The organism is Sinomicrobium weinanense (assembly GCF_018863395.1).
In the GTDB taxonomy this organism is placed as follows: Bacteria; Bacteroidota; Bacteroidia; order Flavobacteriales; family Flavobacteriaceae; genus Sinomicrobium; species Sinomicrobium weinanense.
The window spans coordinates 257,843-281,743 of sequence record NZ_JAHKRR010000004.1 but is presented as its reverse complement, the minus strand read 5'-3'; the positions used below and the strand labels follow the sequence as shown (position 1 = coordinate 281,743).

General features: G+C 47.2%; 19 protein-coding genes. 10 read left to right on the top strand and 9 right to left on the bottom strand.

The window, feature by feature from the left end; translation table 11 throughout:
* Positions 1–4 precede the first annotated feature (4 nt).
* The 5 genes from KN811_RS13520 to KN811_RS13500 all read right to left on the bottom strand — a co-directional run bounded on the left by KN811_RS13520 (position 5) and on the right by KN811_RS13500 (position 8,121).
* Positions 5–448 carry a GNAT family N-acetyltransferase gene (locus KN811_RS13520; protein ID WP_187963671.1) on the bottom strand — a complete coding sequence of 148 codons (444 nt, stop codon included), beginning with the start codon at positions 446–448 and terminating at the stop codon, positions 5–7.
* A 314-nt stretch (positions 449–762) separates the two neighbouring features.
* On the bottom strand, positions 763–1,926 hold the full coding sequence (locus KN811_RS13515; RefSeq protein WP_187963670.1) for an acetyltransferase domain-containing protein: 1,164 nt from the start codon (positions 1,924–1,926) through the stop codon (positions 763–765).
* An 11-nt stretch (positions 1,927–1,937) separates the two neighbouring features.
* On the bottom strand, positions 1,938–4,325 hold the full coding sequence (locus KN811_RS13510; protein WP_187963669.1) for a TonB-dependent receptor: 2,388 nt from the start codon (positions 4,323–4,325) through the stop codon (positions 1,938–1,940).
* 170 nt (positions 4,326–4,495) lie between these two features.
* Positions 4,496–6,295, bottom strand: a complete 1,800-nt coding sequence (locus tag KN811_RS13505; RefSeq protein ID WP_187963668.1) for an IucA/IucC family protein — start codon at positions 6,293–6,295, stop codon at positions 4,496–4,498.
* A gap of 20 nt (positions 6,296–6,315) precedes the next feature.
* Complete coding sequence (locus KN811_RS13500; protein WP_187963667.1) at positions 6,316–8,121, bottom strand: IucA/IucC family protein; 1,806 nt, start codon at positions 8,119–8,121, stop codon at positions 6,316–6,318.
* Between the two features lie 160 nt (positions 8,122–8,281).
* Between KN811_RS13500 and KN811_RS13495 the strand changes: the two genes are divergently transcribed.
* From KN811_RS13495 to KN811_RS13480, 4 genes are all read left to right on the top strand, one after another.
* On the top strand, positions 8,282–9,964 hold the full coding sequence (locus tag KN811_RS13495) for a pyridoxal phosphate-dependent decarboxylase family protein (RefSeq protein ID WP_247716499.1): 1,683 nt from the start codon (positions 8,282–8,284) through the stop codon (positions 9,962–9,964).
* A gap of 109 nt (positions 9,965–10,073) precedes the next feature.
* Positions 10,074–11,396 carry a lysine N(6)-hydroxylase/L-ornithine N(5)-oxygenase family protein gene (locus KN811_RS13490; RefSeq protein WP_187963666.1) on the top strand — a complete coding sequence of 441 codons (1,323 nt, stop codon included), beginning with the start codon at positions 10,074–10,076 and terminating at the stop codon, positions 11,394–11,396.
* Positions 11,397–11,407: 11 nt separating this feature from the next.
* On the top strand, positions 11,408–12,805 hold the full coding sequence (locus KN811_RS13485) for an MATE family efflux transporter (protein WP_187963665.1): 1,398 nt from the start codon (positions 11,408–11,410) through the stop codon (positions 12,803–12,805).
* 95 nt (positions 12,806–12,900) lie between these two features.
* Positions 12,901–13,497: a GNAT family N-acetyltransferase gene (locus KN811_RS13480; protein ID WP_187963664.1), complete on the top strand. Its 597-nt coding sequence runs from the start codon at positions 12,901–12,903 to the stop codon at positions 13,495–13,497.
* Positions 13,498–13,525: 28 nt separating this feature from the next.
* On the opposite strand, the gene KN811_RS13475 is transcribed toward KN811_RS13480, so the two are convergent.
* Complete coding sequence (locus tag KN811_RS13475) at positions 13,526–14,005, bottom strand: acyl-CoA thioesterase (RefSeq protein ID WP_187963708.1); 480 nt, start codon at positions 14,003–14,005, stop codon at positions 13,526–13,528.
* 338 nt (positions 14,006–14,343) lie between these two features.
* Here KN811_RS13475 and KN811_RS13470 point away from each other — a divergent pair, with 338 nt between their 5' ends.
* The 3 genes from KN811_RS13470 (at position 14,344) to KN811_RS13460 (ending at position 16,335) form a co-directional block, all read left to right on the top strand.
* Positions 14,344–14,832, top strand: coding sequence for a c-type cytochrome (locus KN811_RS13470; protein WP_187963663.1), 489 nt, complete (start codon positions 14,344–14,346; stop codon positions 14,830–14,832).
* Between the two features lie 245 nt (positions 14,833–15,077).
* Positions 15,078–15,662 carry a GDP-mannose pyrophosphatase NudK gene (gene nudK, locus KN811_RS13465; protein ID WP_187963662.1) on the top strand — a complete coding sequence of 195 codons (585 nt, stop codon included), beginning with the start codon at positions 15,078–15,080 and terminating at the stop codon, positions 15,660–15,662.
* A 7-nt stretch (positions 15,663–15,669) separates the two neighbouring features.
* Entirely contained in the window at positions 15,670–16,335 is a 666-nt protein-coding gene (locus tag KN811_RS13460) for a VOC family protein (RefSeq protein WP_187963661.1), read from the top strand.
* A gap of 109 nt (positions 16,336–16,444) precedes the next feature.
* Here KN811_RS13460 and KN811_RS13455 read toward each other — a convergent pair whose 3' ends face one another.
* The 3 genes from KN811_RS13455 to KN811_RS13445 form a co-directional block, all read right to left on the bottom strand.
* A complete protein-coding gene (locus KN811_RS13455; RefSeq protein WP_187963660.1) occupies positions 16,445–17,377 on the bottom strand; it encodes a TIM barrel protein in 933 nt (310 codons plus the stop codon).
* Positions 17,378–17,529: 152 nt separating this feature from the next.
* Positions 17,530–18,171 (bottom strand): gluconate 2-dehydrogenase subunit 3 family protein, encoded by a 642-nt coding sequence (locus tag KN811_RS13450; RefSeq protein WP_187963659.1) that lies wholly within the window; start codon positions 18,169–18,171, stop codon positions 17,530–17,532.
* Between the two features lie 10 nt (positions 18,172–18,181).
* Entirely contained in the window at positions 18,182–19,894 is a 1,713-nt protein-coding gene (locus KN811_RS13445) for a GMC oxidoreductase (protein WP_187963658.1), read from the bottom strand.
* A 145-nt stretch (positions 19,895–20,039) separates the two neighbouring features.
* On the opposite strand from KN811_RS13445, the gene KN811_RS13440 reads away from it, so the two are divergent.
* The 3 genes from KN811_RS13440 to KN811_RS13430 all read left to right on the top strand — a co-directional run bounded on the left by KN811_RS13440 (position 20,040) and on the right by KN811_RS13430 (position 23,792).
* A complete protein-coding gene (locus KN811_RS13440) occupies positions 20,040–21,050 on the top strand; it encodes a sugar phosphate isomerase/epimerase family protein (protein ID WP_187963657.1) in 1,011 nt (336 codons plus the stop codon).
* A gap of 115 nt (positions 21,051–21,165) precedes the next feature.
* Positions 21,166–22,395, top strand: a complete 1,230-nt coding sequence (locus KN811_RS13435; RefSeq protein ID WP_187963656.1) for a nucleoside permease — start codon at positions 21,166–21,168, stop codon at positions 22,393–22,395.
* Between the two features lie 263 nt (positions 22,396–22,658).
* A complete protein-coding gene (locus KN811_RS13430; protein WP_187963655.1) occupies positions 22,659–23,792 on the top strand; it encodes a Gfo/Idh/MocA family protein in 1,134 nt (377 codons plus the stop codon).
* The last annotated feature ends 109 nt before the right edge of the window (positions 23,793–23,901 follow it).

Genomic DNA, 23,901 nt, shown 5'->3' with positions numbered 1-23,901 from the left:
CCCGTTATTTGGTGAAGCGCATTTCGAGATACTTGTTTACAAATCCCAGTTTTTCATACAGGTGTTTTGCAGGATTGTCGGGTTCTACATGAAGGGCTATATCGCCATCGGCAAGATCAATGGCTTTCTGCATCAGTTTTTTTCCGATGCCCTTTCCCCTCATATCCTTGTGTGTGGCAATATATACGAGTATGTTTTCAGGAATATAGCCTTTCATTCCCGTACTGTTAACCACGGTCACGGCAACAATCTCTTTTTGCTCTTTGCCTACCAGGACAAACCCGCCCATAGAGGGAATGGTATCCCGCATGGCAAAATCGATAGCTTTGAGAATGTATTCTTTGTCATCGCCGTAATTTTCGAGATGGGTATGCAAAAAGTCCGCCACCTCCTGTTTTTGGTCATCCGACAGTTTTTGATTGGGATTATAAATAACAAACGTCATCATACAGGTAGTACTTTATAGATTGTGGAAAAATGGAAACAGGACAAAAGAGGTCCACACTCTTTCCGCAGGCATGGATTGCCGGAAAGACGAATTGCGAAAAGATTAGGGCGGGGATACGGTCTTGAAGAACTTTTTCAGAGAAGCAATGTCCACAAAAGTTCCCCAAACCCGGTTCCGATAATCGATTTTGACTTTTTTATGCATTACCAAACAAATATAGGGAATAATAGAGAAAATGATTTTTTACCGCTAAAAAATCGCCAATAATATATGATTTCTTAAAATTCTCCTCCAAATACAGCCACTTCGGACGGTCACCGGCGGAGCAATTTTCCTTTTAACATTTGAAAGTATTTAAGCAAAAAATACAATATCAGCATAAACCCCATCCAGATGAAGTACACGATTCCCAGCTTGTACCCGTAATCTTTTAACGGACTGCCATTACCATAAGAGGCAGGTATGATGATCATATCCTTCCAGTTATTGCCCTGTAACCGGAGTACAAGGGCTGCTGCAGCATGAATGAGATACGTACTGGAAAGGTAACAAAATACGGGCGTGTTTCCAAAGACCGTAAAAAAGGAGGCCAGCCTACCGTTCTTTACCTTATCGGAAGCAAGCAGGAAAAGCCATACGGGTCCCAGGGTAATAAGCAGAAAATCGAGAGAAGCCGGATATTTGGTAAGGTTTAAAAAAGACATTACGGTACGTACCGGATCTTCCTGAACGGCCCAGGGGTCCGGGTCGCCATAGATTTGAGCACCTCTCCACAGAAAAAAAAGGACAATGGCCGCTATACCAAGGCGAAACAGCCATTTTCTCCTCGTACTACCATCATATTCCCCGGAATACAAAGGCCCCATTCCATATCCCAGCAGCATCACACCCAGCCAGGGGAACAAGGTGTAGTTAATGACAAAGACCCTTTCCCCGACCAGGAAAATCTTGTGCTGATGAAATATATACCAAACTACTGATATAGCACCGGTCCCCTCCATCCGGACATCATCCAGCACATGGTGCAGCGCGATAATAACCACACCAATTGCAACAAGCCACCTCACCGGAAGATATATCAGGACGGAAAAGAGCAGCAGGCAAAGACCTATCCCCCCGAAGATAAACACCCCTACGGTGCGATAGTATATGTCAAAAGTCCAGGAAAAATTGTCCGGCATCAATTCCAGTACCAGAAAGCCTGTCCCCAGCAACAATAAATACCGGGAGAGCCCGGGTTTTGGCCTTTCTCTACCGGCCAGGTAAACGGTAATTCCCGTAACCAGATATATAGCGGGAACAAAATAATGGGAAATAAACCTGGTAAAAAACAGGAATGGGGTGGTTTCCGGACCATAGGGATCGGTATTCCAGAAATGAAAGAACAATCTCGTATGGTCCAGAATGGCCAGGGACATTACCACCCCCAGCAGCAGGTTAAGCGGTTTTGTAATTCCGGACGCTTTGGGGACGATCATAATCGGAATATTTAAAACTTAAAACTGATCCCTGCAATAAAATTCAAGGGTTTCTGCGGCCGGAAATAGACCCCGTCGCTGATCCAGTATTCTTCGTCCAGCAGGTTGTCCAGTTTCAGGCTGATGCGATATTTGGACCGGTTATAGAACAGGGTGGTATTCAGTTTGGTATAGGAAGGCAGGGTGTATTCATTGGCACCGTCTACATAAACCTCGGAGACCATTTGCCCTCCCGCACCGATGCCAAAACCCTCCAGCGCTCCCTGAAGCACAGTGTAACTGGCCCATAGGTTACCCACCTGTTCCGGGGCACCCGTGGTCCTCTTGCCGAGGATAGCGGCATCTCCTTCGGTATATTCATTATCGTTATAACTGTACCCGGCAACAAGGTGTAACCCGGGAAAGGGATTGGCTATCACTTCTGCTTCCACCCCCTTGCTCTGCTGCTTTCCACCTTGTACCCTGAAAGCCTGCGGACCGTTGGCTCCGTCGACTTCCCGCATCTCCGTGTACAGGGCGTCACTGACCCGGATATCATAGTAGCTCGCCGTAGCGCTCAGTTTGTCTCCGAAGAGTTTTACTTTTATTCCTCCCTCCCACTGATTGGCCTGTTGTGGCTCAAAATCGGAGCTGGTGCCATCGGGATATATAACATTGTCCAGGTTTTTAAAACCGTTCATATAATTGACAAAGACAGATACCTGCTCTTTAACCGGCTGGAAAACCACCCCGAATTTGGGAGAAAATGCCAACTGATCAAACTCATCCGGGCCGGACCAGGCACTTTTCTTTACGAATTTATCGGCACGCAGGCTTGCCATGACCATCAACTGATCGGTAATATCCAACATATCGGAAACATATAAACTATAAGTATTTTGCTCTATGCGTACGGAGGATATGGCCTGCTGAGAGATCAGGGTATCTACCGATTGCTTTCCTATTTCGTTTATCGGGGAATTGATATCCACTACATCAAGAGGGATCCACTTATAACGTATATCCCGGTAATCGTTCATATAGTCCAGCCCGAGAAGCAATCTGTTCTTCATCCTGCCCAGTTTAAAATCGCCGATAAAGTTTTGTTGTAACTGCGTACGGCCGGTCTTGTCCGGAACATATACCCCAATGGCCCGGGAAACCGTATTGTCTGATGTCCAGGAGTTGATAAAATTATAAAGATCGTTATAGGCGCCATTACTCCAGGCCAGTTTGGTCTGCGAAGTCCAGTTCTCCGATATTTTATAGTCGGCTTGTAAAAGGATATTACCGGAACTTCGATTGCTGGCCAGGGAATTATTGATCAGCGACTGATCGTAATCCAGTTTCAGGTTTTTGATGTTTTTGGTTTGCAGATCTCCTGTAACGTTCCATCCCGCATAGGCAGTCCCTTTGATCAGCTGAAAATCTGCCCCGAGGGTAAAGGTAAGCCTGTCCGACGGTTTATAGATAAAGCTGGGGGCGAAGACATAGGTATTGGCATACCCCTGGTTCTGGAAAAAATTTTCTTTCTGTACCGCTGTATTCAACCGGAACAAAACTGATTTATCTTCATTGAGCGGTGTATTTATATCAGCAGTAAGGCGGCCCAGGTCCCAGCTACCGAGCTGAAAGGAGACCTCTCCTCCGAATTCTTCATAGGGTTTCTTGGTTACGTAGTTGACGATCCCCCCAAAGGAAGTGAGCGTTCCCCCGAACAAGGTTGAAGACGGCCCCTTGATCGTCTCTACCCGGTCTACTATGGCCAGGTCTACTGTTGTGGCCAATGAGGTCACCATCCCGTCCCTGAAGTTATAATTGGCCAGAAAACCACGGGAGAAAAACGCCGGCATACCGGCTCCCGTCTTGGCCGGGGCTGCTCCGGGGATATTGATAAAGGCTTCTTCCAGGGTAAGGGCCACCTGCTCCTGGATGAGTTCTTTGTCCACCACATTATATACCTGCGGGTTTTCCATATATTCCAGGGGCATCCGGGCTACATATTCACTGGCTTTTTTGGATAGTTTCCTGTACTTGTCACCCACCAGCAAAACCTCGTTCAGGGCTTGGGTATATTCTTCCAGCACCAGGTTCACTTCCAGTACTTCCCCTTCCTTCAGGACAATTTCTTTCGGATCCGAATTACTGTTAAAATAGCTGGCACGAAGCCTGTGGGTTCCCGGACGAATTCCGCTCAGTACATATCTGCCGTTTTCATCGGCCTGTGTCTGTTTTCCCCCGACAATCCCTACCGTGGCAAAAGGAATAACCGCTCCGCCGGGAGTGGATACCGTCCCCTTGATCTGTCCGGTATCCTGCAAGGGATATCCGTATCCCCATGCCGTACAGAAATGCAGGGCCAAAACACATAAACAGGATTTAACTAAAGTGCTACCGTGTAAGGTTAGAAATGATTTCATAGTTTTTAACATTGATTTTTGTTTGGTTTTGAGGTCAGATGTCCGAGGCGCGAAGTCGGAAGTGTTATTTATAATTAATTCTACTTCGGACCCTTCGACTGTGCTCAGGGCATTGCTTCAGACTTCGGACTTTTTCGTCCATAACACAAGCGGTTAAGTATTCACGGTATTTATTTCTCAAAGCGGGCTACGGGGTTGGCCACATTCTCTATATATTTCACATTAAAAGGGGTGGCCCGGTTACGAAGCTGCCTGTTGTTCCGCAATTGCAGGCGATTCAATGCATCGGGACTGATCTCCGGGACAAAAAGATCGTATTTCCGGATCTTTTCCTCCAGCTGCGGATGCGCCAGACCGTAATTGTGGATACATTCGGCTATCAGCTCCCAGAACCGTTCTTCCGGGTATCCGGCATGTTCATGGAGTATGGCCGCAATAAACCGGAAAATGGAATCGAACAGCTGTGTAAAAATGGGCCGGACCCTTTCCCCGTCAGATACTTCGACGGCGATACGCCTTATTTCTTCCGGCAGGCCTGCACCCTTGTTCATTACGGACACTTCTTCTCCCAGGTCTTTCATAATGGCCCGTACGGGAACGTGATCTTCCATCACCAGGATAAGGTTTTCCCCATGGGGCATAAAAACGAGATCATATCGGTAAAAGCAATGCAACAACGGGCTCATATAGCAGTGCAGATATTGCCTTATCCAAGGGTCAGTGTCCAGCCCGGAAGCCCGGATAAGTTCGGGAAGAAAAGCTGCACCTTCTGTGTCTGTATGTAATAAGGCTGCCATCGTCATCAATCGCTGGCCTTTTTTCATTTTGGGCAGAGGGCTTTCCCTCCACAGGCAGGAAAGCATTTTTTTGTAAGGGCTGTTTTCCCGGGTCGATCTTTCACAATTCATGTTGGTATAGCCTGCCCCGGCGATCTCCCGTAACACGCAAAACCCGGTTTCCCGGAGATAGCTATCTCCTTCCACCAGTTCCTCTACCCATTTGCTTACGGGCGGGTTGGTTTGCATAAAACCGGGGGAAAGGCCCCGGACATACCCCATATTCAGTATGGAAAGTGCTGTTTTTACATAGAATTTATCCGGGTTGCTCACATTAAAAAATGTACGGATAGACTGCTGTGGCAGGTATTCGTCCTTTCCGGGACCGAGATAGACAAGACGGCCGGCGGCAATATCCGAAGCAAAAACAATGGCCAGTTTGTTATACCACTGCCAGGGATGTACCTGTATAAAAATGTATTCGTCCGGGTCCAGGCCCTTTTTGGTAAGCAGTCCCCGGAACAATCCCAGTAACTCTTCTCCCAGTTCTTGCAGGAGGAGTTGTTGATAAGTCAGGGGTTCTATACTGGTAAATACCGTCCTTTCACGGTGCCCTGCCACCCAAATGAGTGAAAAGGCACTGGCTGCTTCAGGGGCATAATCCCGGTAGTCGGCCGTATCAAAACCTATGCGGCCATTATTGGCGATAAACCGGGGATGTCCGGTCATGGCCCTTTCTATCTCCTGGTATCCGGCATGAATAAGATCTCCGGAGCGAACGGTGCTCTGCATATGCATATACGCACTTCCGCAAAGGGTACTGCTCACCTCTTCCATATATACGGGCAGGGATTGTTCGTCTATGCCCATCGCTTCCCTGAACTCTACAACAAAACGGAGGGAATCGAGCCTGTCTGGTTTTCCCTCTGTATATTTTTCGAGAGAATCCCTGTCTATATACCAATGATTGAGAGATCCAATCTTGGCCCGGAAGCGGTATTGTACGTTAAAAGAAAAGGCATGGAGCACATAATGCCCCCAACCTTCGTTTTCATATTGTTTTTCCGGAATGATAATGTTTTCGTGGGCAAACTCGGAAATGACCTTGCATAAGTGCAGGCGGTTGACCCTGGCCCAGATGACCGGTGTGATGTGGGAAACAGCTTCCCGGGGGGACAAAGTTTCTGTTATCATGGCAGGTTCTTGTTGAAAGATTAAACGGTAGTTGTCTTAAAGGCAGCCAGGGGATTTTTCATGGCCCCTGCAAACTGCTGTTTTTTAAAGGGGTCTGCATTGTCCATCATTTTCTGGTTATCCCTGATCTGCAGACGGTTGAGGCAGGTTTTTACCATTTCAGGGGCAAACAGGTCGCAGGCGTCATATTTTTCTTCCCGTTCCGGAAACCTTTGCTGGTACTCCCGGACACATCCGGCTACGAGCTCCCAGAACCCCTCTTCCTTATAATTACAGTGCTCTACAAGGATTTGCCCCAGGAAACGGAAAAAACAATCGAATATCTGGGTGAATATGGAAAGTACTTTCAGTTCCTCAGGGACCTGTATTGCTACTCGTTTTACCGCTTCAGGCAGGGTGTCCTTCCAGTTTACAGCGGCTACCTCCTCACCTACGTCTTTCAGTATCACCTTTACGGGCACATGATCTTCCAGCACCAGTATGATATTTTCCCCGTGAGGCATAAAACGGATATCATACGTATAAAAGCAGTGAAGGAGCGGGATCAGATAGGCAGAAAGGTAGTGCTTCAGCCAGTCTGAAATACTCAGCCCGGAGGCATCTATGAGTTCCGGCAACAGGGCTGTTCCGTACATATCCGTATGCAGCAGGGACGCCATGGTCATCAGGTGCTGACCAGGTGCCACCTTTTGGGCCGGGCTTTCGCGCCAGAGAGCAGAGAGCATTTTTTTATAGGCACTGTCCGATTGCAGGGCATCTTCGTAGTAAGTATTGGTATAGCCGACAGTAGCCACTTCCTTCAAAATGATGAATCCCTTTTCCTCCAGGTAGTCGTCATTTTCCACAATACCGGCCACCCATTCGTTAATGGCCGGGGTGGTACGCATAAAGTAAGGTGACAGCCCTCTCATAAAACCCATATTAAGGATAGACAAAGCAGTTTTGACATAGTGTTTTTCCGGATGACTGACATTAAAGAATGTCCGGATAGATTGCTGCGGAAGGTATTTGTCCGGCCCGTAGCCCAGGCAAACGAGATACCCGGCGGCTATATCTGCGGCAAAAATATGTGACAGCTTGTTGAACCACTGCCAGGGATGTACGGGAATAAAGAAATAACGTTCCGGATCAAGGCCTTCTTTGGTCAATATCCCGTTAAATTCGGCCCTGGTCTCTTTTCCCAGCTCTTCCCGGATCAGTCTATCGTAATCGAGCCCCCGTACTGAGGTAAATTCCAACCTGTCCCTATGCCCTGCGAGCCATATCAGCGAGAGAGGGGCAGCAGATTCGGGGGCGTATTTGCGATAATCGTCCGTATCAAAACCGATACGGCCATTATTGGCCACAAAACAGGGATGGCCGGCTATCATAGCGTGCTCAACCTCCTGGTACCCGGCATTGGTGAGTTCTTTTGCCGTAGGTCCCCCTAGGGAATGCACATAGCAGGCGCCATAAAGCGTACTGCTCACTTCTTCGAGGTAGGCAGGCAGAACCTTATCATCAAAGCCCAGCACATCCTTGAATTCAATAATAAATTCGATAGAATCCAGTGGAGCATCCCTACCTTCTGCACTTTTTGTAATGGAATCGGGAGCAATATACCAGTGATCCAGGCTCAGTATCCTGGCACGGAAGTGGTATTCCGCAGCATTGTCCGGAATTTTAAGCCGGTATATCCCCCAGTCATCGTCCGAATCCAGTAATTCGGGTTCCAGAAGGCGTTCATGGGCAAATTCGGAAATGATCTTTCTCAGGTGAAACCGGTTGACCCGGGGCCATATGCCGAGGTGGTTCACAGTTTCTTCGGGGCGGAGGGTTTTCCTCATATTTTTATAATTTTTTCAGTAAAATTTATTTTTATTTAGTCTAAATATATACATTTGCATCGACAAAACTAATATTATTTAGACTAAATAGCAATAATAATTTAGATTTTTGTTTGCACGTACGGAAGCCCCAAATCACTGTCTGCCGAAAATACAGTCAATGACGATCATATTCCCGGTTATCCGGAAATGGCCCGTACCGAACACCCTGAATCTGTACCATTTAACCAATATCAAAGCTATGATGGAAAAAAAATCCTGCTCTGAAGTTTCCATGTCCGGCGTACTTACAACCGGGCTTTCCTCCGATACGTTTAAAGATATTTTCCACGGAGGGGCTTCCCTGTCCTACGACGAAGCCATTGATCGTGCCAAACAGGTAGTGCTCAACTTTCTCCGGCAAAAGCAGCAGCCTTTCAGCGGAGTCAGGCCGGCAGACCTTCATACTCCGTTTTCAGAGATCGACATGGACATCCCTCTGGACAACTACGAAGAGCTGATGAAAGAGGTACAACGGCTCTATACCGACCACGCCGTTGCCTTTCATCTCCCCCATTACATTGCCCATCTCAACTGCCCGGTGGTAATCCCGGCCCTTGCTGCGGAAGTACTGATAAGCGCCATCAATTCTTCACTAGACACCTGGGACCAGAGTGCAGGTGGCACACTTATGGAACAACGATTAATAAGTTGGACCGCCGAACAGTTAGGGTTCGGTACCGATGCCGACGGGGTATTCACCTCCGGGGGTACACAAAGCAACCTTACGGGACTTTTACTGGCCCGTGACCACTATGCTAGGAAAAGGCTCGGACACTCGGTCAAACGATCCGGGAATCCACCACAGGCAGCGCGCTTTCGCGTTTTTGCCTCGGAAAAAGCCCACTTCAGCAACCTGAAAAACGCTTCGCTTCTCGGTTTGGGAGAACAAGCTATTGTAGAGGTAGGAACAGACCACCGTTTCCGTATGGATCCCGAGGCACTGCAAAATGCCCTGCAAAGGGAAATACAGGCCGGTAATATTCCCATAGCGATCGTCGCCACGGCCGGGACCACTGATTTTGGAAATGTGGACCCGCTGGATGAAATAGGCAGTATAGCCCGGCAATACGGGCTCTGGTTTCACGTAGATGCCGCCTATGGCAGTTGTTTACTGTTGACGTCCCTTCACAGGCACATGCTCAACGGTATAGAGCTGGCGGACTCCGTTACCATAGACTATCACAAATCCTTTTTTCAGCCCATAAGCAGCAGCGCAGTGGTAGTACGGGACAAAAGAACCCTTCAGATCATTAAGCACCATGCCGATTACCTCAACCCGGAGGACCAGGATTACGAAGAGTTCCCGGCACAGGTAAACAAATCGGTTTCCCAGACCACACGCCGGTTCGATGCCCTTAAGCTATGGTTTACCCTGCGCCTGCTCGGAAAGGAAAAACTCGGGGATTATATCGATACCATCATCCATACCACCCGGCAGGCCGCCCGGATCATTGAACACGACCCGGAACTGGAATTGCTCACCCGTTCGGACATCAGCGTATTGCTTTTCCGTTATATCCCCGATCAACGAACGACCTCAGACCTCTGTAAATTGAACGAATACATCCGAAAAAAAACTTTTAGCGACGGGAAAGCCCTGGTGGCAGGTACCCGGGTCGACGGGAAATTCTACCTGAAGTTCACCCTGCTGAACCCCATCACCACCGAAGAAGATATCCGTAGCATACTGGACATCCTCAAAGGCCATGGCAATTCTTATAAAGAGGAGAAAAAGATTCCCGTATCCGCAGGCACTTCCATCCAGGATTATCCGGGACCAGGACAGGTGTATACAAACTAATCCCAACAAAGACATTCGGCATGGCTAAAGGGGAATTTCCAGCAGGACTTTCTTTCAACACATCCCATCCGTTACGCTAAAACCCGATAACCCTCGAAATAAATATGTTATGAAAAACAAGGATAAATATGATATTATAGGCATCGGTACAGGTCCGTTTAACCTCGGACTGGCTGCATTGATGCATCCCGTAAAAGACGTCTCTGCCCTGTTCCTGGACCGGGCGGAAGGTTTTAACTGGCATCCGGGCATGTTGCTTTCTGATTCCAGGCTGCAGGTACCCTTTCTCGCCGACCTGGTGACCCTGGCAGATCCCACTAGTGAATTCAGTTTCCTGAATTACGCCAAACACCACAAAAAGATCTATTCTTTCTATATCCGGGAAAACTTTTTCCTGCTTCGCAATGAATACAATATGTATTGTCAATGGGTGGCAGAACGATTGCCCGCCATACGATTCGGAAATGAGGTCCGGGAAGTGCTTTATAACAACACCGAAAAATGCTATGAAGTAGTATCGCAATGTACCTCGACAGGTGAGGCAAAGGCCCGTTACGCCAAAAAGCTGGTCCTCGGAACAGGCACGGTTCCTTTTGTTCCTAAGGGTTGTGAAGGTATCCGGGACAAAGCCATTCATTCCGCGGCCTACCTGGATCACAAACAGGCATTACAACGCAAAAAATCCATCACCATACTGGGCAGCGGTCAAAGTGCCGCCGAAATCTATTACGACCTGCTCCTGGACATTGACCACTACGGGTACGAACTACACTGGATAACCCGGTCCCCACGCTTTTTTCCCCTGGAATACAGCAAACTTACCCTGGAAATGACCTCGCCGGACTATGTGGATTATTTCTATGCGCTTCCTTACGAAAAGAAACAGAGGCTGCTTTCCGAACAAAAGCAACTGTACAAAGGCATTAATACCGATCTTATCAACGATATATACGACCTGCTATATACCAAACGATTATCCGCTCCGGTACGCACTTCCCTGCTGACCAATTCCGAATGCCGGAACGCCGCCTATACGGAAAACCGCTTTACGATGGAACTCTACCAGACAGAACAGGAAAAGGAATATACCTTCAACACGGAGGGGCTTATACTGGCCACAGGCTATACTTACAGGATCCCGGAGTTCCTGGAACCTGTTTCCGATCGTATCCTGTGGAATAAGGAAGGAAAATACGATGTAGGCAGGAACTATACGATAGACAGGGATCACAATGAAATATACGTTCAGAATGCAGAACTGCACACCCACGGTTTTGTAACACCGGACCTGGGGATGGGCGCATACCGGAACTCAAGGATCATCAACAGTATTTCGGCCAGGGAAATATACCCGGTGGAAAAACGGACCGCCTTTCAACAGTTTGGTACGGAACACACAGATGTTTTTGCAGAGAAACTGTTCATGTCGTAAACAACAGAGAAATGCCCGCTAAGATCCAATCCTTATTCGGTCTATTCAAAACAGCGGTCCGGGGGACGGAAAAGGATTTCACTTCCGGCAACGTGGCCCGGGCCACTTTTCTGCTGTCTTTTCCTTCCATGATGGAACTGGCACTGGAATCCCTGTTCGTAATGGTGGACCTCCTTTTTATAAGCAGCCTGGGCGAAAGTGCCGTTACCATATCGGGAATTACCAATTCGGTAATTATTCTTTTTCATTCGGTTGCCGTGGGCCTAGGTATCGCCGCCACGGCCATAATTTCCAGGCGTGTCGGGGAAAAGAAAGGCCGTGAAGCAACATCTGCTGCGGTGCAGGCCATTTATTCGGGAGTAGTCGTCGCCCTTTTATTCAGTGGCACGGGAATGGTTTTTCACAAAAACATACTGAAATTCGCCGGAGCATCGGAAAACATGGTCCTGGAAGGGAGCAGCTATACGACCATTATGTTCGGAAGCGTGCTGTTCATGGTCCTGCGGGTATTGATGAATGCCATATTCCGGGGTGCGGGCCAGGCTGCAATGGCCATGCGTTCCCTGTTGCTTTGCAATGCCATCAATGCAGTGTTGTGCGCCGTTCTTATTTTCGGTCCCGACCCCTTCCCTGCCCTCGGCCTTCCGGGAGCGGCCTGGGCCACCGGGTTTGCCAACCTTGCTGCCGTTCTATACCAATACATTTACCTTCGAAGAGATCAAAGTGTATTGTCTTTTGACAAACAACAGTGGAAACCCGTTATAGCGGTCATGAAAAAACTATGGCGCCTGGGAGCCGCAGGAACAGCCCAATATCTGGTACCTGCATCGAGCAGGTTTCTTATGATCGCTGTGGTTTCATTACTCGGAGAAAGCGCCCTGGCGGGTTATGTCATCGCCAACCGTATTATCCTGTTCACTGCCCTGCCCGCCTGGGGCATCGCCAATGCGGCAGGCGTACTGACGGGGCAAAACCTCGGGGCAGGCCAGCCGGAAAGGGCAGCACGGTCTGTCTGGATCACCGGGATATTCAATATGGCATTTCTCAGTGCCATTGCCCTTGCGCTTTTATTGTTCACAGACTCGGTGGCTTCCCTGTTTACCGATGATCCGTCTGTCGCAAAAAACACCGTGCTGTATCTCCGCTATATGGCCATCGCCTACCTCTTTTTCGGATATACCATGGTGATCTCCCGCTCCCTGAATGCCGCAGGGCAGATCAATACCGTTACCCTGCTTTATATACTGACCTTCTACATCGTTCAACTTCCGGCAGCCTACATACTGGCCATCCTTTTGAACGGAGGCCCCAAAGGCATCTTTATTGCTATTGTAAGTTCGGAAGTCATTCTGGCATTGTGTTGCATTGCCGTATTCAGAACAGAAAAATGGAAATCTATAAAACTATAAACTGCTATGAAATGCCCATTAACAATTTGTGCAAACCAGCCGATATGTTCTTTGGGCATTACATCTGACCTATGAAAAACAAATAAAAAAAACAGATGAAACATATTGAAAATTCGCTATCAGGCCCCGGCATATTCACAAGATCCGTCCCGGGCCTCGGAGATTTTTCCCTGTCCCCGTTTAACCTGGAACAGGATTGCCACGACCTCCACCGCTGGGTCAACCATGAACGTGCAAAATACTGGCAAATGCTCAACACAAGTGTTGATGATGTAAAAAAGGCTTATGACGAATTGATAAACAGCAGGCATACCGATGTTTTCACCGGATATTTTAACGGGAAAAAGAGCTTTTTGCTCGAACGTTACTACCCCGGGCTCACCTCTTTAAAAGAACATTTTGAAGTACAGGATTCCGATATGGGCATGCATGTTCTCGTAGCTCCGCCCGAACGCCGGATCCCTTCATTTACCCGGCATATATTCACCACCATACTCGATTTCCTGTTCAGTGAAGAAAGGATACAGAGAGTTGTCGTGGAACCCGATGTCAGGAACAAAAAAATACACCGGCTCAACAAGCGCGCGGGATTTGTATACCAAAAACAGATCTCCCTGCCGGAAAAGGACGCTTATCTGGCATTTTGCAGCAGGGAACATTATATTTCAGCCCGATCCGGGATCCCGGACTAGCAGGGCAATAAGCATCCCGATAACTCCATTATCCTTCCAGATCTTTCGGCTTTTTACCGAATTTACGGGTGTCTTCGCTGGTGAGCACCTTAAAGCCTTCGGTCTTAGGCAGGTGGTCGAGGATATGTAGAAAATCGGGGGGAAGCCCGGTGAGTTTCCTCGTATTCATATCTATCCAGGCCCCCATCATTTCGCAGTGGGCAAAATTCCTCCCTTTGTGGTCATAAAAATTGTGGTGAAATTCAAAAAACCTGCCGTCCTCGCTCGTGCCGGCCAACTCCAGGGACACTTTAACCGGTTTTCCGGGAAAGACCTCCCTGAAATAATACACATGCTCATAAAACACTACCGGCCCTACACGGTGTTTTGCCAGTTCTTTTTGAGTAAGCCCGTTCGCTATAAGGAATGACATACGGGTATGACTCATAAAATTGATATAGGCCGAATTGGCCAGGTGACGGTTGGCATCAATATCGCTCCACCGTATATCAAATTCTTTGAAATACATCATCGCTCTCTTTTAAATCTTATGCACGCATAATAGTTGTAAAGGTAAGATTTTTTTTAGTTTTTGGAGTTTTGGAGTTAAGGAGTTTCAAGCCGGTTATCAGAGAGGTAAGAACATCCTCATAAACTCCCAGACTCCCGAACTCCAAAACTAAACAACGCTTCCAAATATCACAAAAAGAGATTTAAAATATACTAAAACACCCGGAAGAATCTGTTTTATTACTTATATTAGTGGCTTAAAACCATTAATAACGAAAAAGCCGGTCCGGATATATCTCATTATCCGAGTTAAAAGTATGTTTTACGACTTATCCCCCGGCTGCAAACGCTTAACAGATGAAAAAAATATTGCTAACAATGGCACTGGGCACTGCCATGGTATTGGTAAGTTGCGGAGAGAAAAAAGAGAAAAAGGAAAAATTCAGCTACGAAAGAACAAAGACCGAAAAGAAAGCCGACAATGCAGGTGCAGAAGCCTCCAAGGTCCCGGTTGACCTTGATAATAAGGGAATAGGCCCTATTGAGGAAGTAGAATTCGGGGATATCGACCAGAACATGGTGTCCCAGGGAGAAGAAGCATTTAAAACCAAATGCACGGCCTGCCATAAAGTAGACCAGAAATTCATAGGCCCTGACCTGCAAGGGATTTACGAACGCAGGAGCCCGGAGTGGGTGATGAACATGATGCTCAATCCCGACGTCATGCAAAAAGAAGACCCCATTGCAAAAGCCCTTGTAGAAGAATACAACGGCACCCTGATGCTCAACCAGAATCTCACGGAAGAAGAGGCCCGGGCCATTGCTGAGTTTTTGAGAACACTTTAGACAGGGCTTTGTTTATTTTCCCGGACAAACACGCTATATGCAGAAAGATGGGGCTAAATCGTGATCGGTGTTCGATGTTACAGGTTACAGGTCACAGGTTGGATTAAAACTTACAACCTGCAACCTACAACTTTAAACCTTGAACCACTCCGTGCTTCAATTATAATTTTATGACATATATGATCCATCCCTCTTCCCTTTTTTTGGGAATGAGGGATTATTTTTTGTAAATTAAGGGAAGAATTATGAGTAACTCCAAAATAAGGAACCTGAAGATCGATATCCTGTCGGATAACTGGTACATTTTAAAGAAAGCCACTTTCGAATACCGGGAGAAAAACGGAAAATGGCAGGTCCAGCAACGGGAAGCATACGACCGTGGCAATGGCGCCACCATACTGCTCTATAACCAGCAGAACAAAACCGTTGTACTCACCAGGCAATTCCGGATGCCAACCTACCTCAACGGTAACGACACCGGAATGATGATCGAGGCTTGTGCAGGGCTGCTGGACGAAGACAGCCCGGAAGAGTGCATCAAACGGGAAGCGGAAGAAGAAACAGGATACAGGATCACCGAAGTCCGCAAGATATTCGAATCCTATATGTCTCCCGGCTCTGTTACGGAGATCATTCATTTCTTTACCGGCGAATACACCCCGGAGATGAAAGTGAGCGAGGGCGGCGGAGTAGCCAGCGAGCACGAAGAGATCGAGGTCCTCGAAATACCTTTCGAGGAGGCCATGAACATGATCGCCGACGGCCGGATAAAGGATGCCAAGACCATCATGCTCCTGCAATATGCCCGGATAAACGGACTGTTTTCCTGAAACCAAAATGAAACTAAAAGAGATACACCTGTTAACAGACGACCTGTCGGGGACCGAAAATTTTTACCGCAAGGTCCTGGGGTTCCGTGTTGCGCCCGGCGAGGCATCGCTACTCCGTATCGAAGCGGGAATGACCACACTGTTTTTCCACAGGTCAGAGGGGCTTCACCCCGTATATCACCTGGCTTTTGACATTCCAAACAACAGGCTGAAAGAGGCCCATGGCCAGATGAAGGAAAAAGTGCACATCCTGCCCGTGTCACCCGGAAAGACCATAGCAGATTTCACAAGCTGGAACGCAAAGTCCTTCTATTTCTATGATAACAATGGAAATGTACTGGAATACATTACCCGCTACGATCTGAAAAATGTATCGGGCAGGACATTTGACGGGTCTTCTGTGCTTCATCTAAGCGAAATAGGCCTGGTGACAGACGATGTTCCGAAACTGGCCTCGGCCATAACCTCCGAATATGGCGTAGACCTGTATCCCAAGCAACCGCCACAGGAACACTTTACCGTTATGGGGGATGAAGACGGCCTGTTTATCCTAGCGAGCAACAGGAGAAACTGGTTCCCAACAGACAAAAGATCCACGGCCTACCGAACCAAGGTTATATTTACCACAAACCAGCGCGACTGCGAATTTACCCTGGACCCGGAAAAAAAGTAAGAGGGTATCTAAAAAGTCTTATAACTCCTCGTCATTCTCAACTTGTTTCAGGTTGACGGAAATGCTACTTTTTAGACTCCCTCTTTTTACATGTGATGCGCCTATTGGTTTACAGAAAGTCGTCTACTTTTTTATAGGCTTCTATCACGGCAAGTTCGCCTTCGGTATCCGGCCTGGAATTTCCATGTTCCATACCTACTATACCCTTAAACCCTTTGTCGTAAATGTATTTGAATACGTTCCTGTAGTTTATTTCGCCCGTAGTGGGTTCGTTTCTTCCGGGGTTGTCGCCTACCTGGAAATAAGCGATCTCGTCCCAGCTGGCTTCGATATTCGGGATAAGGTTACCTTCGGTGATCTGTTGATGATAGATATCGTAGAGTATCTTGCAGGAAGGCGAGTTTACAGCCTTACATACTTCATAGGCCTGCGCAGACTTGGTGAGGAACATCCCGGGGTGGTTCATATAATTGAGCGGTTCCAGGACCATGGTTATACCGTGCGGTTCGAGGATCCCGGCCGCCTGTTTCAGGGATTCCACTACATTGGCTGTCTGATAACCGGGTTCTTTCCTGAGATCTACATGACCGGGAACAACAGTTACCCATTTGGCATTAACCCGTTTGGCCACCTCAACGGACTTCCGGATGTCAGACAGAAATTCTTCGCGTTTCCCTTTATCCCCGCTGGCCAGGTTGGGTTCAGACCAGTATATTTTATGGGCTACGAACACCCCCATCTCTATGTCAAGGTCCTGCATGGTTTTGGCCATAGCTTCCTGCACATTGACAGAGCGCCCGCTCATACCATTGTCTTCAAGAGCAGTAAAGCCCTGTTCGGCCATGTATTCGAGCTGGGAAATAATATCTCCCCCGGCATTGTGTTTGAACATCCCTTCATGAGGGGCATACTTCAGGTTAAAATTGTGTTTTCCTTGTTGTTTTTCTTTCGCATTCCCTGCAAAACCGAAAGCTCCGGTGGTAGTCACCGAAGCTCCCAGGGTTGCCATAAGAGAATTTTGTACAAATGTTCTTCGTTTCACAATGGTTGGTTTAAACAATCAAATGGTGTCCGGGACCAAAACAAGCTCCGGGCAATAGTTCGCTTCAATTGGGGTTATTGATGGTCGGTATTCGGTGGTTGGTAATTAGCAGTTGATTACTGAATACCGACCACCGGATACCGATTACCATTTTACAGGGACCACAGCTTTCCTCCGGTGGCCTCTTCCAGGGAAATACACCCTTTCTGTTCTTTCGGAATAGGATCGTAGGCAAGAACCTCTTCTCCGATATATTCATTGATCTTAAATCCGTAGATCGTCTTTCCGCGTATTTCTTTAACAAAGCCAAAGACCAGAGCTTCTTCATTTTCGGGAGAAGCACCGTCGTCTGTATCTTTATAATCCCTTAGTTTCCTTTCCAGGTCTTTTCTCTGGCTCTCATCAACTCCCAGGGAAGAAGCTATTACTTTTTCGACCGCTTCGGCCTTGACCCCTGGAAGGTCCTTCGGATCTTTTACGCCGAGTTTATTTACAAAGGCCGCCATACCATCCCTGACCAGTTTCTGATCTTCAGGACTGTATATTTCATTGATGTATTTATCTATAAACTGAGGCACGTTCAATTCTGCAGCACCAGGAAGATCGTCGGTCTTGGGAAGAATGATATCTACCATTTTAGACAATACACTACCTTCTTCGGGAGTAAAAAATTCCGGGGTCCATTCCACTTTCGGGGTTCCCGTACAACTTTGCAATATGCTAAACACGGTCGGGGTAGCTGCAACAAACCCCAGGGAAAGCCCTATATTTTTTATCGCATCTCTTCTTTGCATGGCATTTGTTTTAGAGGTTCATTTTTTTCAGTTCATTTACAGCATGGTCCGCTGCCCTGGCAGTAAGTGCCATATAGGTCAGGGAGGGGTTTACACAACTTGCGGATGTCATTGCCGCACCGTCGGTCACATAAACGTTAGACACGGCGTGTAACTGGTTGTGCGCATTGAGCACGGATGTCTTGGGATCCCTTCCCATACGTGCCGTTCCCATTTCGTGGATACCGAGACCGGGGGCTCCGGGGTTGTCGTAAGGGGTGATATCCTTAAATCCTGCCGCTTCCAGCATATCCACAGCCTGCTGCTTCATGTCTTTGCGCATGTTAAATTCGTTTTCCCTGAACTTGGCATCGAAGGTCACTGTGGGTAAGCCCCATTTGTCCTTTTTATCATAATCCAGGAACATCTTGTTGTCGTGATGCGGTAACATCTCACCGAAGGCGGTCATTCCAACGCTCCATCCTCCTGGCTTTAAGATCTCCTCTTTCAGTTTTGTACCATAGCTCAATTCTTTTACGGACGAAGCCCAATCGCCTCTTCCGCCGCCGCCCTGGTAGCCGTAACCACGCAGAAAGTCTTTCTTGTCGGTATTACCTCCCAGGTTACGGAACCTCGGGATGTAAAAACCGTTAGGCCTTCTTCCCTTATAATATTTGTCTTCATATCCTTCCACTTTTGCCGAGGCCCCCACCCTGAAGTGGTGGTCCATCAGGTTGTGGCCGAGTTCTCCGGAATCGTTACCCAATCCTTCGGGGAAACGTTCGGATTTGGATTGCATCAGGATAGAAGTCGATCCGATCGCGGAGGCACACACAAAGATCACCTTGGCTTTGAATTCCAGCGTTTCATTGCTTTCGGCATCAACGATCCTCACACCCGTAGCGCGTTTTTTATCCTTGTCATACAAGATCTCGTGTACAATAGAAAAAGGTCTCAGGGTCATGTTCCCGGTTTTTTGGGCCGCAGGAAGTGTAGAAGCATTACTGCTGAAATATCCACCGAAAGGACACCCTCTTATACACCGGTTCCTGTACTGACAATGGCTCCTGCCATCAAACTGGCCATCGGTGATATGGGCCACCCTTCCTATGGTCAGTAACCTGCCGTCATCAAATTTCTGAGACATCGCCTTTTTCAGGTCTTCCTCAACACAATAAAGTTCCATCGGAGGCAGAAACTGTCCATCCGGTAATTGCGGAAGTCCCAGTTTTTCACCACTTACTCCTATATATTTCTCTACATAATCATACCACGGTGCTATATCTTTGTACCGTATAGGCCAATCTACCGCTACACCTTCTTTAAGGTTTGCTTCAAAATCAATATCACCATGTCTGTAACTCTGCCTTCCCCACATAATGGAACGTCCTCCTACGTGATATCCCCGCATCCAGTCAAACCGCTCTATTTCATTATAGGGATGTTCCAGGTCATTGACAAAGAAATGTTTGCTGTCCTGCCGAACGGTATAGCCCGTCCTTGCCTGCTTTGCCTGTTTACGAAGATCTTCCTGAGTGGGAGCTCCACCGTTTTCCATATCCCAGGGATCGAGGTGCATGGTAGGGTAATCCTCTATGTGCTTCACCATACGCCCCCGTTCCAGAACCAGGGTCTTTAATCCTTTTTCACACAATTCTTTAGCGGCCCATCCGCCACTCACACCGGTGCCTATAACAATAGCATCGTACTCCTCTTGCGGAGGGTTATAATACATAGTGCCCATTATTTTGTTTTTGTTTTTATATTAGAGTAAGCTCCAAATATATAAATTTTATACATGTTTCAATAAATTTTTTTGTGAGATATACACCTATTACTTTTAAAACTTATTATTTTAGCAATTCTGAAAATCGAAAATATTCACTACAATGAACAGACGAAATTTTATCGAAAACTCGGGTAAAGCCAGTATAGCCTTATCGTTATTAGGACTATATGCTTGCAAAGATTCGAAAAAAAATGCGGAAACCACCACAAAAAATCCCGAAGAAACTGCAGCCGAAACCGAAATTTCTCCCTTTTTTAAACTCTCCCTCGCTCAGTGGTCTATCCACAAAATGATCATGGAACAGGGATTCGACCCCTTAAAATTCGCCGAAAAAGCAAAAGGATGGGGTTTTGAAGGACTGGAATACGTAAATCACCTGTATGCCGAAGAGCTCAAAAAAAATTCCAATACGGCCCTTGCCATTGACAATCTTGTAAAAGAACTGAACCAGCGCAGTGCAGACAACGATATAAAAAACCTCATCATCATGGTAGATGGCGAAGGGAACCTGAGCATCAGGGACAAGGCAGAGCGAACAAAAGCAGTAGAAAACCACCACAAGTGGGTAGATGCCGCTGCCGGACTGGGCTGTCATTCCATACGGGTAAACCTTTTCGGAGAAAAAGAAGCCGATGCCTGGAAACAGTATTCTGTGGAAAGCCTTTCCCAACTTGCGGAATACGCGGGCAAATCCAACATCAATGTGTTGGTGGAAAATCACGGGGGTTTTTCTTCCAACGCAGCCCTGCTCGCAGAAGTCATGCAGGAAGTAAATATGAACAACTGTGGCACCCTCCCCGATTTTGGGAATTTCTGCCTGAAAAGGGAAAACGGCGAGCCCTGGGGAGCTCCATGTGTGGAAGAATATGACAAATATAAAGGAGTCAGGGAATTAATGCCCTTTGCCAAAGCAGTCAGTGCCAAATCCTACGATTTCGACCAGGCAGGCAACGAGACCGTCATAGATTATGTAAAAATGTTGCAGATCGTAAAAGACGCGGGCTATGATCAATATATAGGTGTGGAATACGAAGGAGACCGGCTCAGCGAAGAAGAAGGCCTCCTCGCCACCAGAAAACTGTTGCTGAACGCCTCAAAACAACTTTCATAAACCATCTCTCGGCTCCCTTTGCTTCGACTGTGCTCAGCACAGGCTCTTCCGCTCAGGGGCCACCGCTAGGGAACCGAAAGTCTAATATCTCACATCTAAAATCTAACATCTAACTATGAATGTAAAAACACAATTCCAGCTATCCCTGATGATGTTCCTCGAATTCTTTATCTGGGGGGGATGGTTTGTTACTCTGGGAACATTTCTCGGAAAAAACCTGGAAGCTACGGGAGCACAATCGGCCATGGCATTTTCAACCCAGTCCTGGGGGGCCATTATTGCTCCGTTCATCATCGGACTTATTGCCGACAGATATTTTAATGCCGAAAAAATATTGGGGATACTTCATCTTGTCGGCGCGGTACTATTGTACCAGATGGCCCACACCACCGATTTCGGGGCGTTTTACCCCTATGTCTTAGGCTATATGATCCTCTATATGCCCACATTGGCCCTGGTTAATTCCGTATCCTTCAACCAAATGAGCGACCCCGGAAAACAGTTTCCCTTTGTACGTGTTTTCGGTACCATAGGCTGGATCATAGCCGGGTCATTGATCAGCTTTTTTGCCTGGGACAGTGACCAGGGCGTTAAAGACGGCCTGCTGAGCAACACCTTTTTAATGACGGCAGGTGCCTCTGCCCTTTTGGGTATATTCAGCTTTACACTTCCCAAAACACCACCAAAAGTCGACAAAAATGAAAAAGTAAGTGTTTCCGATATGCTCGGACTTGAGGCCTTAAAACTGCTGAAGGACAAAAACTTCCTGTTCTTCTTTATCGCTTCCATACTCATATGTATTCCGCTTGCATTTTATTATCAGAACACCAGCCCTTTCCTCACTGAAATAGGAGTTGAAAATTCAACCTTCAAAATGTCGTTCGGGCAAATGTCGGAAGTACTCTTTATGCTGCTGCTCCCTTTCTTCTTTAAACGGTTTGGCTTTAAGATGACCATCCTCGCAGGAATGCTTGCCTGGACCGTACGTTATCTGCTCTTTGCCTATGGCGACGCCGGAGAACTTGCGTTTATGCTTATTATAGGTATCGCTTTGCACGGACTATGTTATGACTTCTTCTTCGTATCCGGGCAGATCTATACCGATACCAAGGCAGGAGAAAAATACAAAAGTGCCGCCCAGGGGCTCATTACCCTGGCCACCTACGGCGTAGGTATGCTGATCGGTTTCTGGGTAGCCGGCGAGATCACCGACAAATTCCTGGCGGCCGACGAAACACACGACTGGCAATCGATATGGACATACCCGGCCTTCTTTGCACTTGGGGTCATGGCCCTTTTCGTGCTCTTCTTTAAAAATGAAAAAATAGAATATAAAGACGCATAGGCCCATCCCGAATTGAATATCGGCATAATACTTATGGGGCAAATAAAATCCAAAGCGAAGGAGCTTTATCAGCACCGGAACTTTTTTAAATGTAACAAACGGAAATCCGGATGATCCGGATTTCCATTTAATTTTTTTACCCCTGATTTTTATTTTAAATTTAAGCGCAACAACAAAAAGCCGGAAGACAGAAGTCAGAAGTAATAACTACTTATACTTCGGACACCGGACTTCGGACTTCAGACAAAAAAACAAACTAAAAAATGAGCAATAAAATCAGATTAGGAATTCTCGGAGGTGGTGGCGATTCGTTAATTGGGGTACTGCACCGCGTGGCTTCCTCCATGTACGATAGTTATCAACTGGTAGGCGGCGTGTTCAACCCTGATCTAGACCAGAATATCGGGTTTGCCGAAAAGATCGGTATCCCTACCGACCGGGTATACAAGGATTTTGACACCCTTATCGAAGAAGAGCTCAAGCTCCCCGAAACCGAAAGGATGCAGGTGGTTTCTGTGCTGACCCCCAACTTCCTCCACTTCCCGATGGCAAAAAAGCTGTTGGAAAACGGGTTTAATGTTATCTGTGAAAAACCGATGACCACCACTTATGAGGAAGCCAGGATATTAAAAGATATTCTCGACAGGTCCAACGCCATCTTTGCCGTAACCTATACCTATACCGGGTACCCCATGATACGGCAAATGAAGGAAATGATCGCATCGGGAGCTATCGGCACTGTACAGAAAATCGACGCGCAATACTATCAGGGATGGATCAACCCTATTATCCACGACGGCGAAAAACGCGCTGCAACCTGGCGACTGGACCCTGAAAAGTCGGGGATCAGCTGTTGTATCGGAGATATCGGCACCCATGCTTTTGATATGATAGAATACGTTACGGGCATGGAGGTCAAAGAAGTACTTGCAGACCTCAACTATGTATACAGTGACAATAAAATGGATGTTGACGGTACCGTACTCCTTCGTTTCTCCGAATTTGTAAAAGGCCTGATCAGAACCAGCCAGATCGCCACCGGTGAAGAAAATAATTTTACCGTAAGCATCTACGGAGATAAAGGCGGATTGAAATGGGAGCAGGAAAACCCTAATTACCTCTATCACCTCACGGAGACCGAACCCCTGAAAGTTTTAAAACCCGGGCATGCCTATAACAGTGAATTATCCCTCGACGGCAGTAAATTGCCCCCCGGGCACCCCGAAGGTATCTTCGACTCCATGGGCAATATATACAAAGGTGTAGCAAGGGCCATCAGAAAAGAGAAATACCATCCCGGGGAATTCCCCACCATGAACGATGGTGTTCGCGGTATGAATTTTATAGAAAGAGTGGTTGAGTCGCACCAAAAGGGAAATACCTGGGTAAAAGTATAAGTGATGAACTGCGATTGGCAGGTATAAAATTGATGGAGATTGATTTCGGGAGATGATCGCATTACCTTTCAACCTTTATCAATCTCAGTCAATCTCCTCACAATCCTTA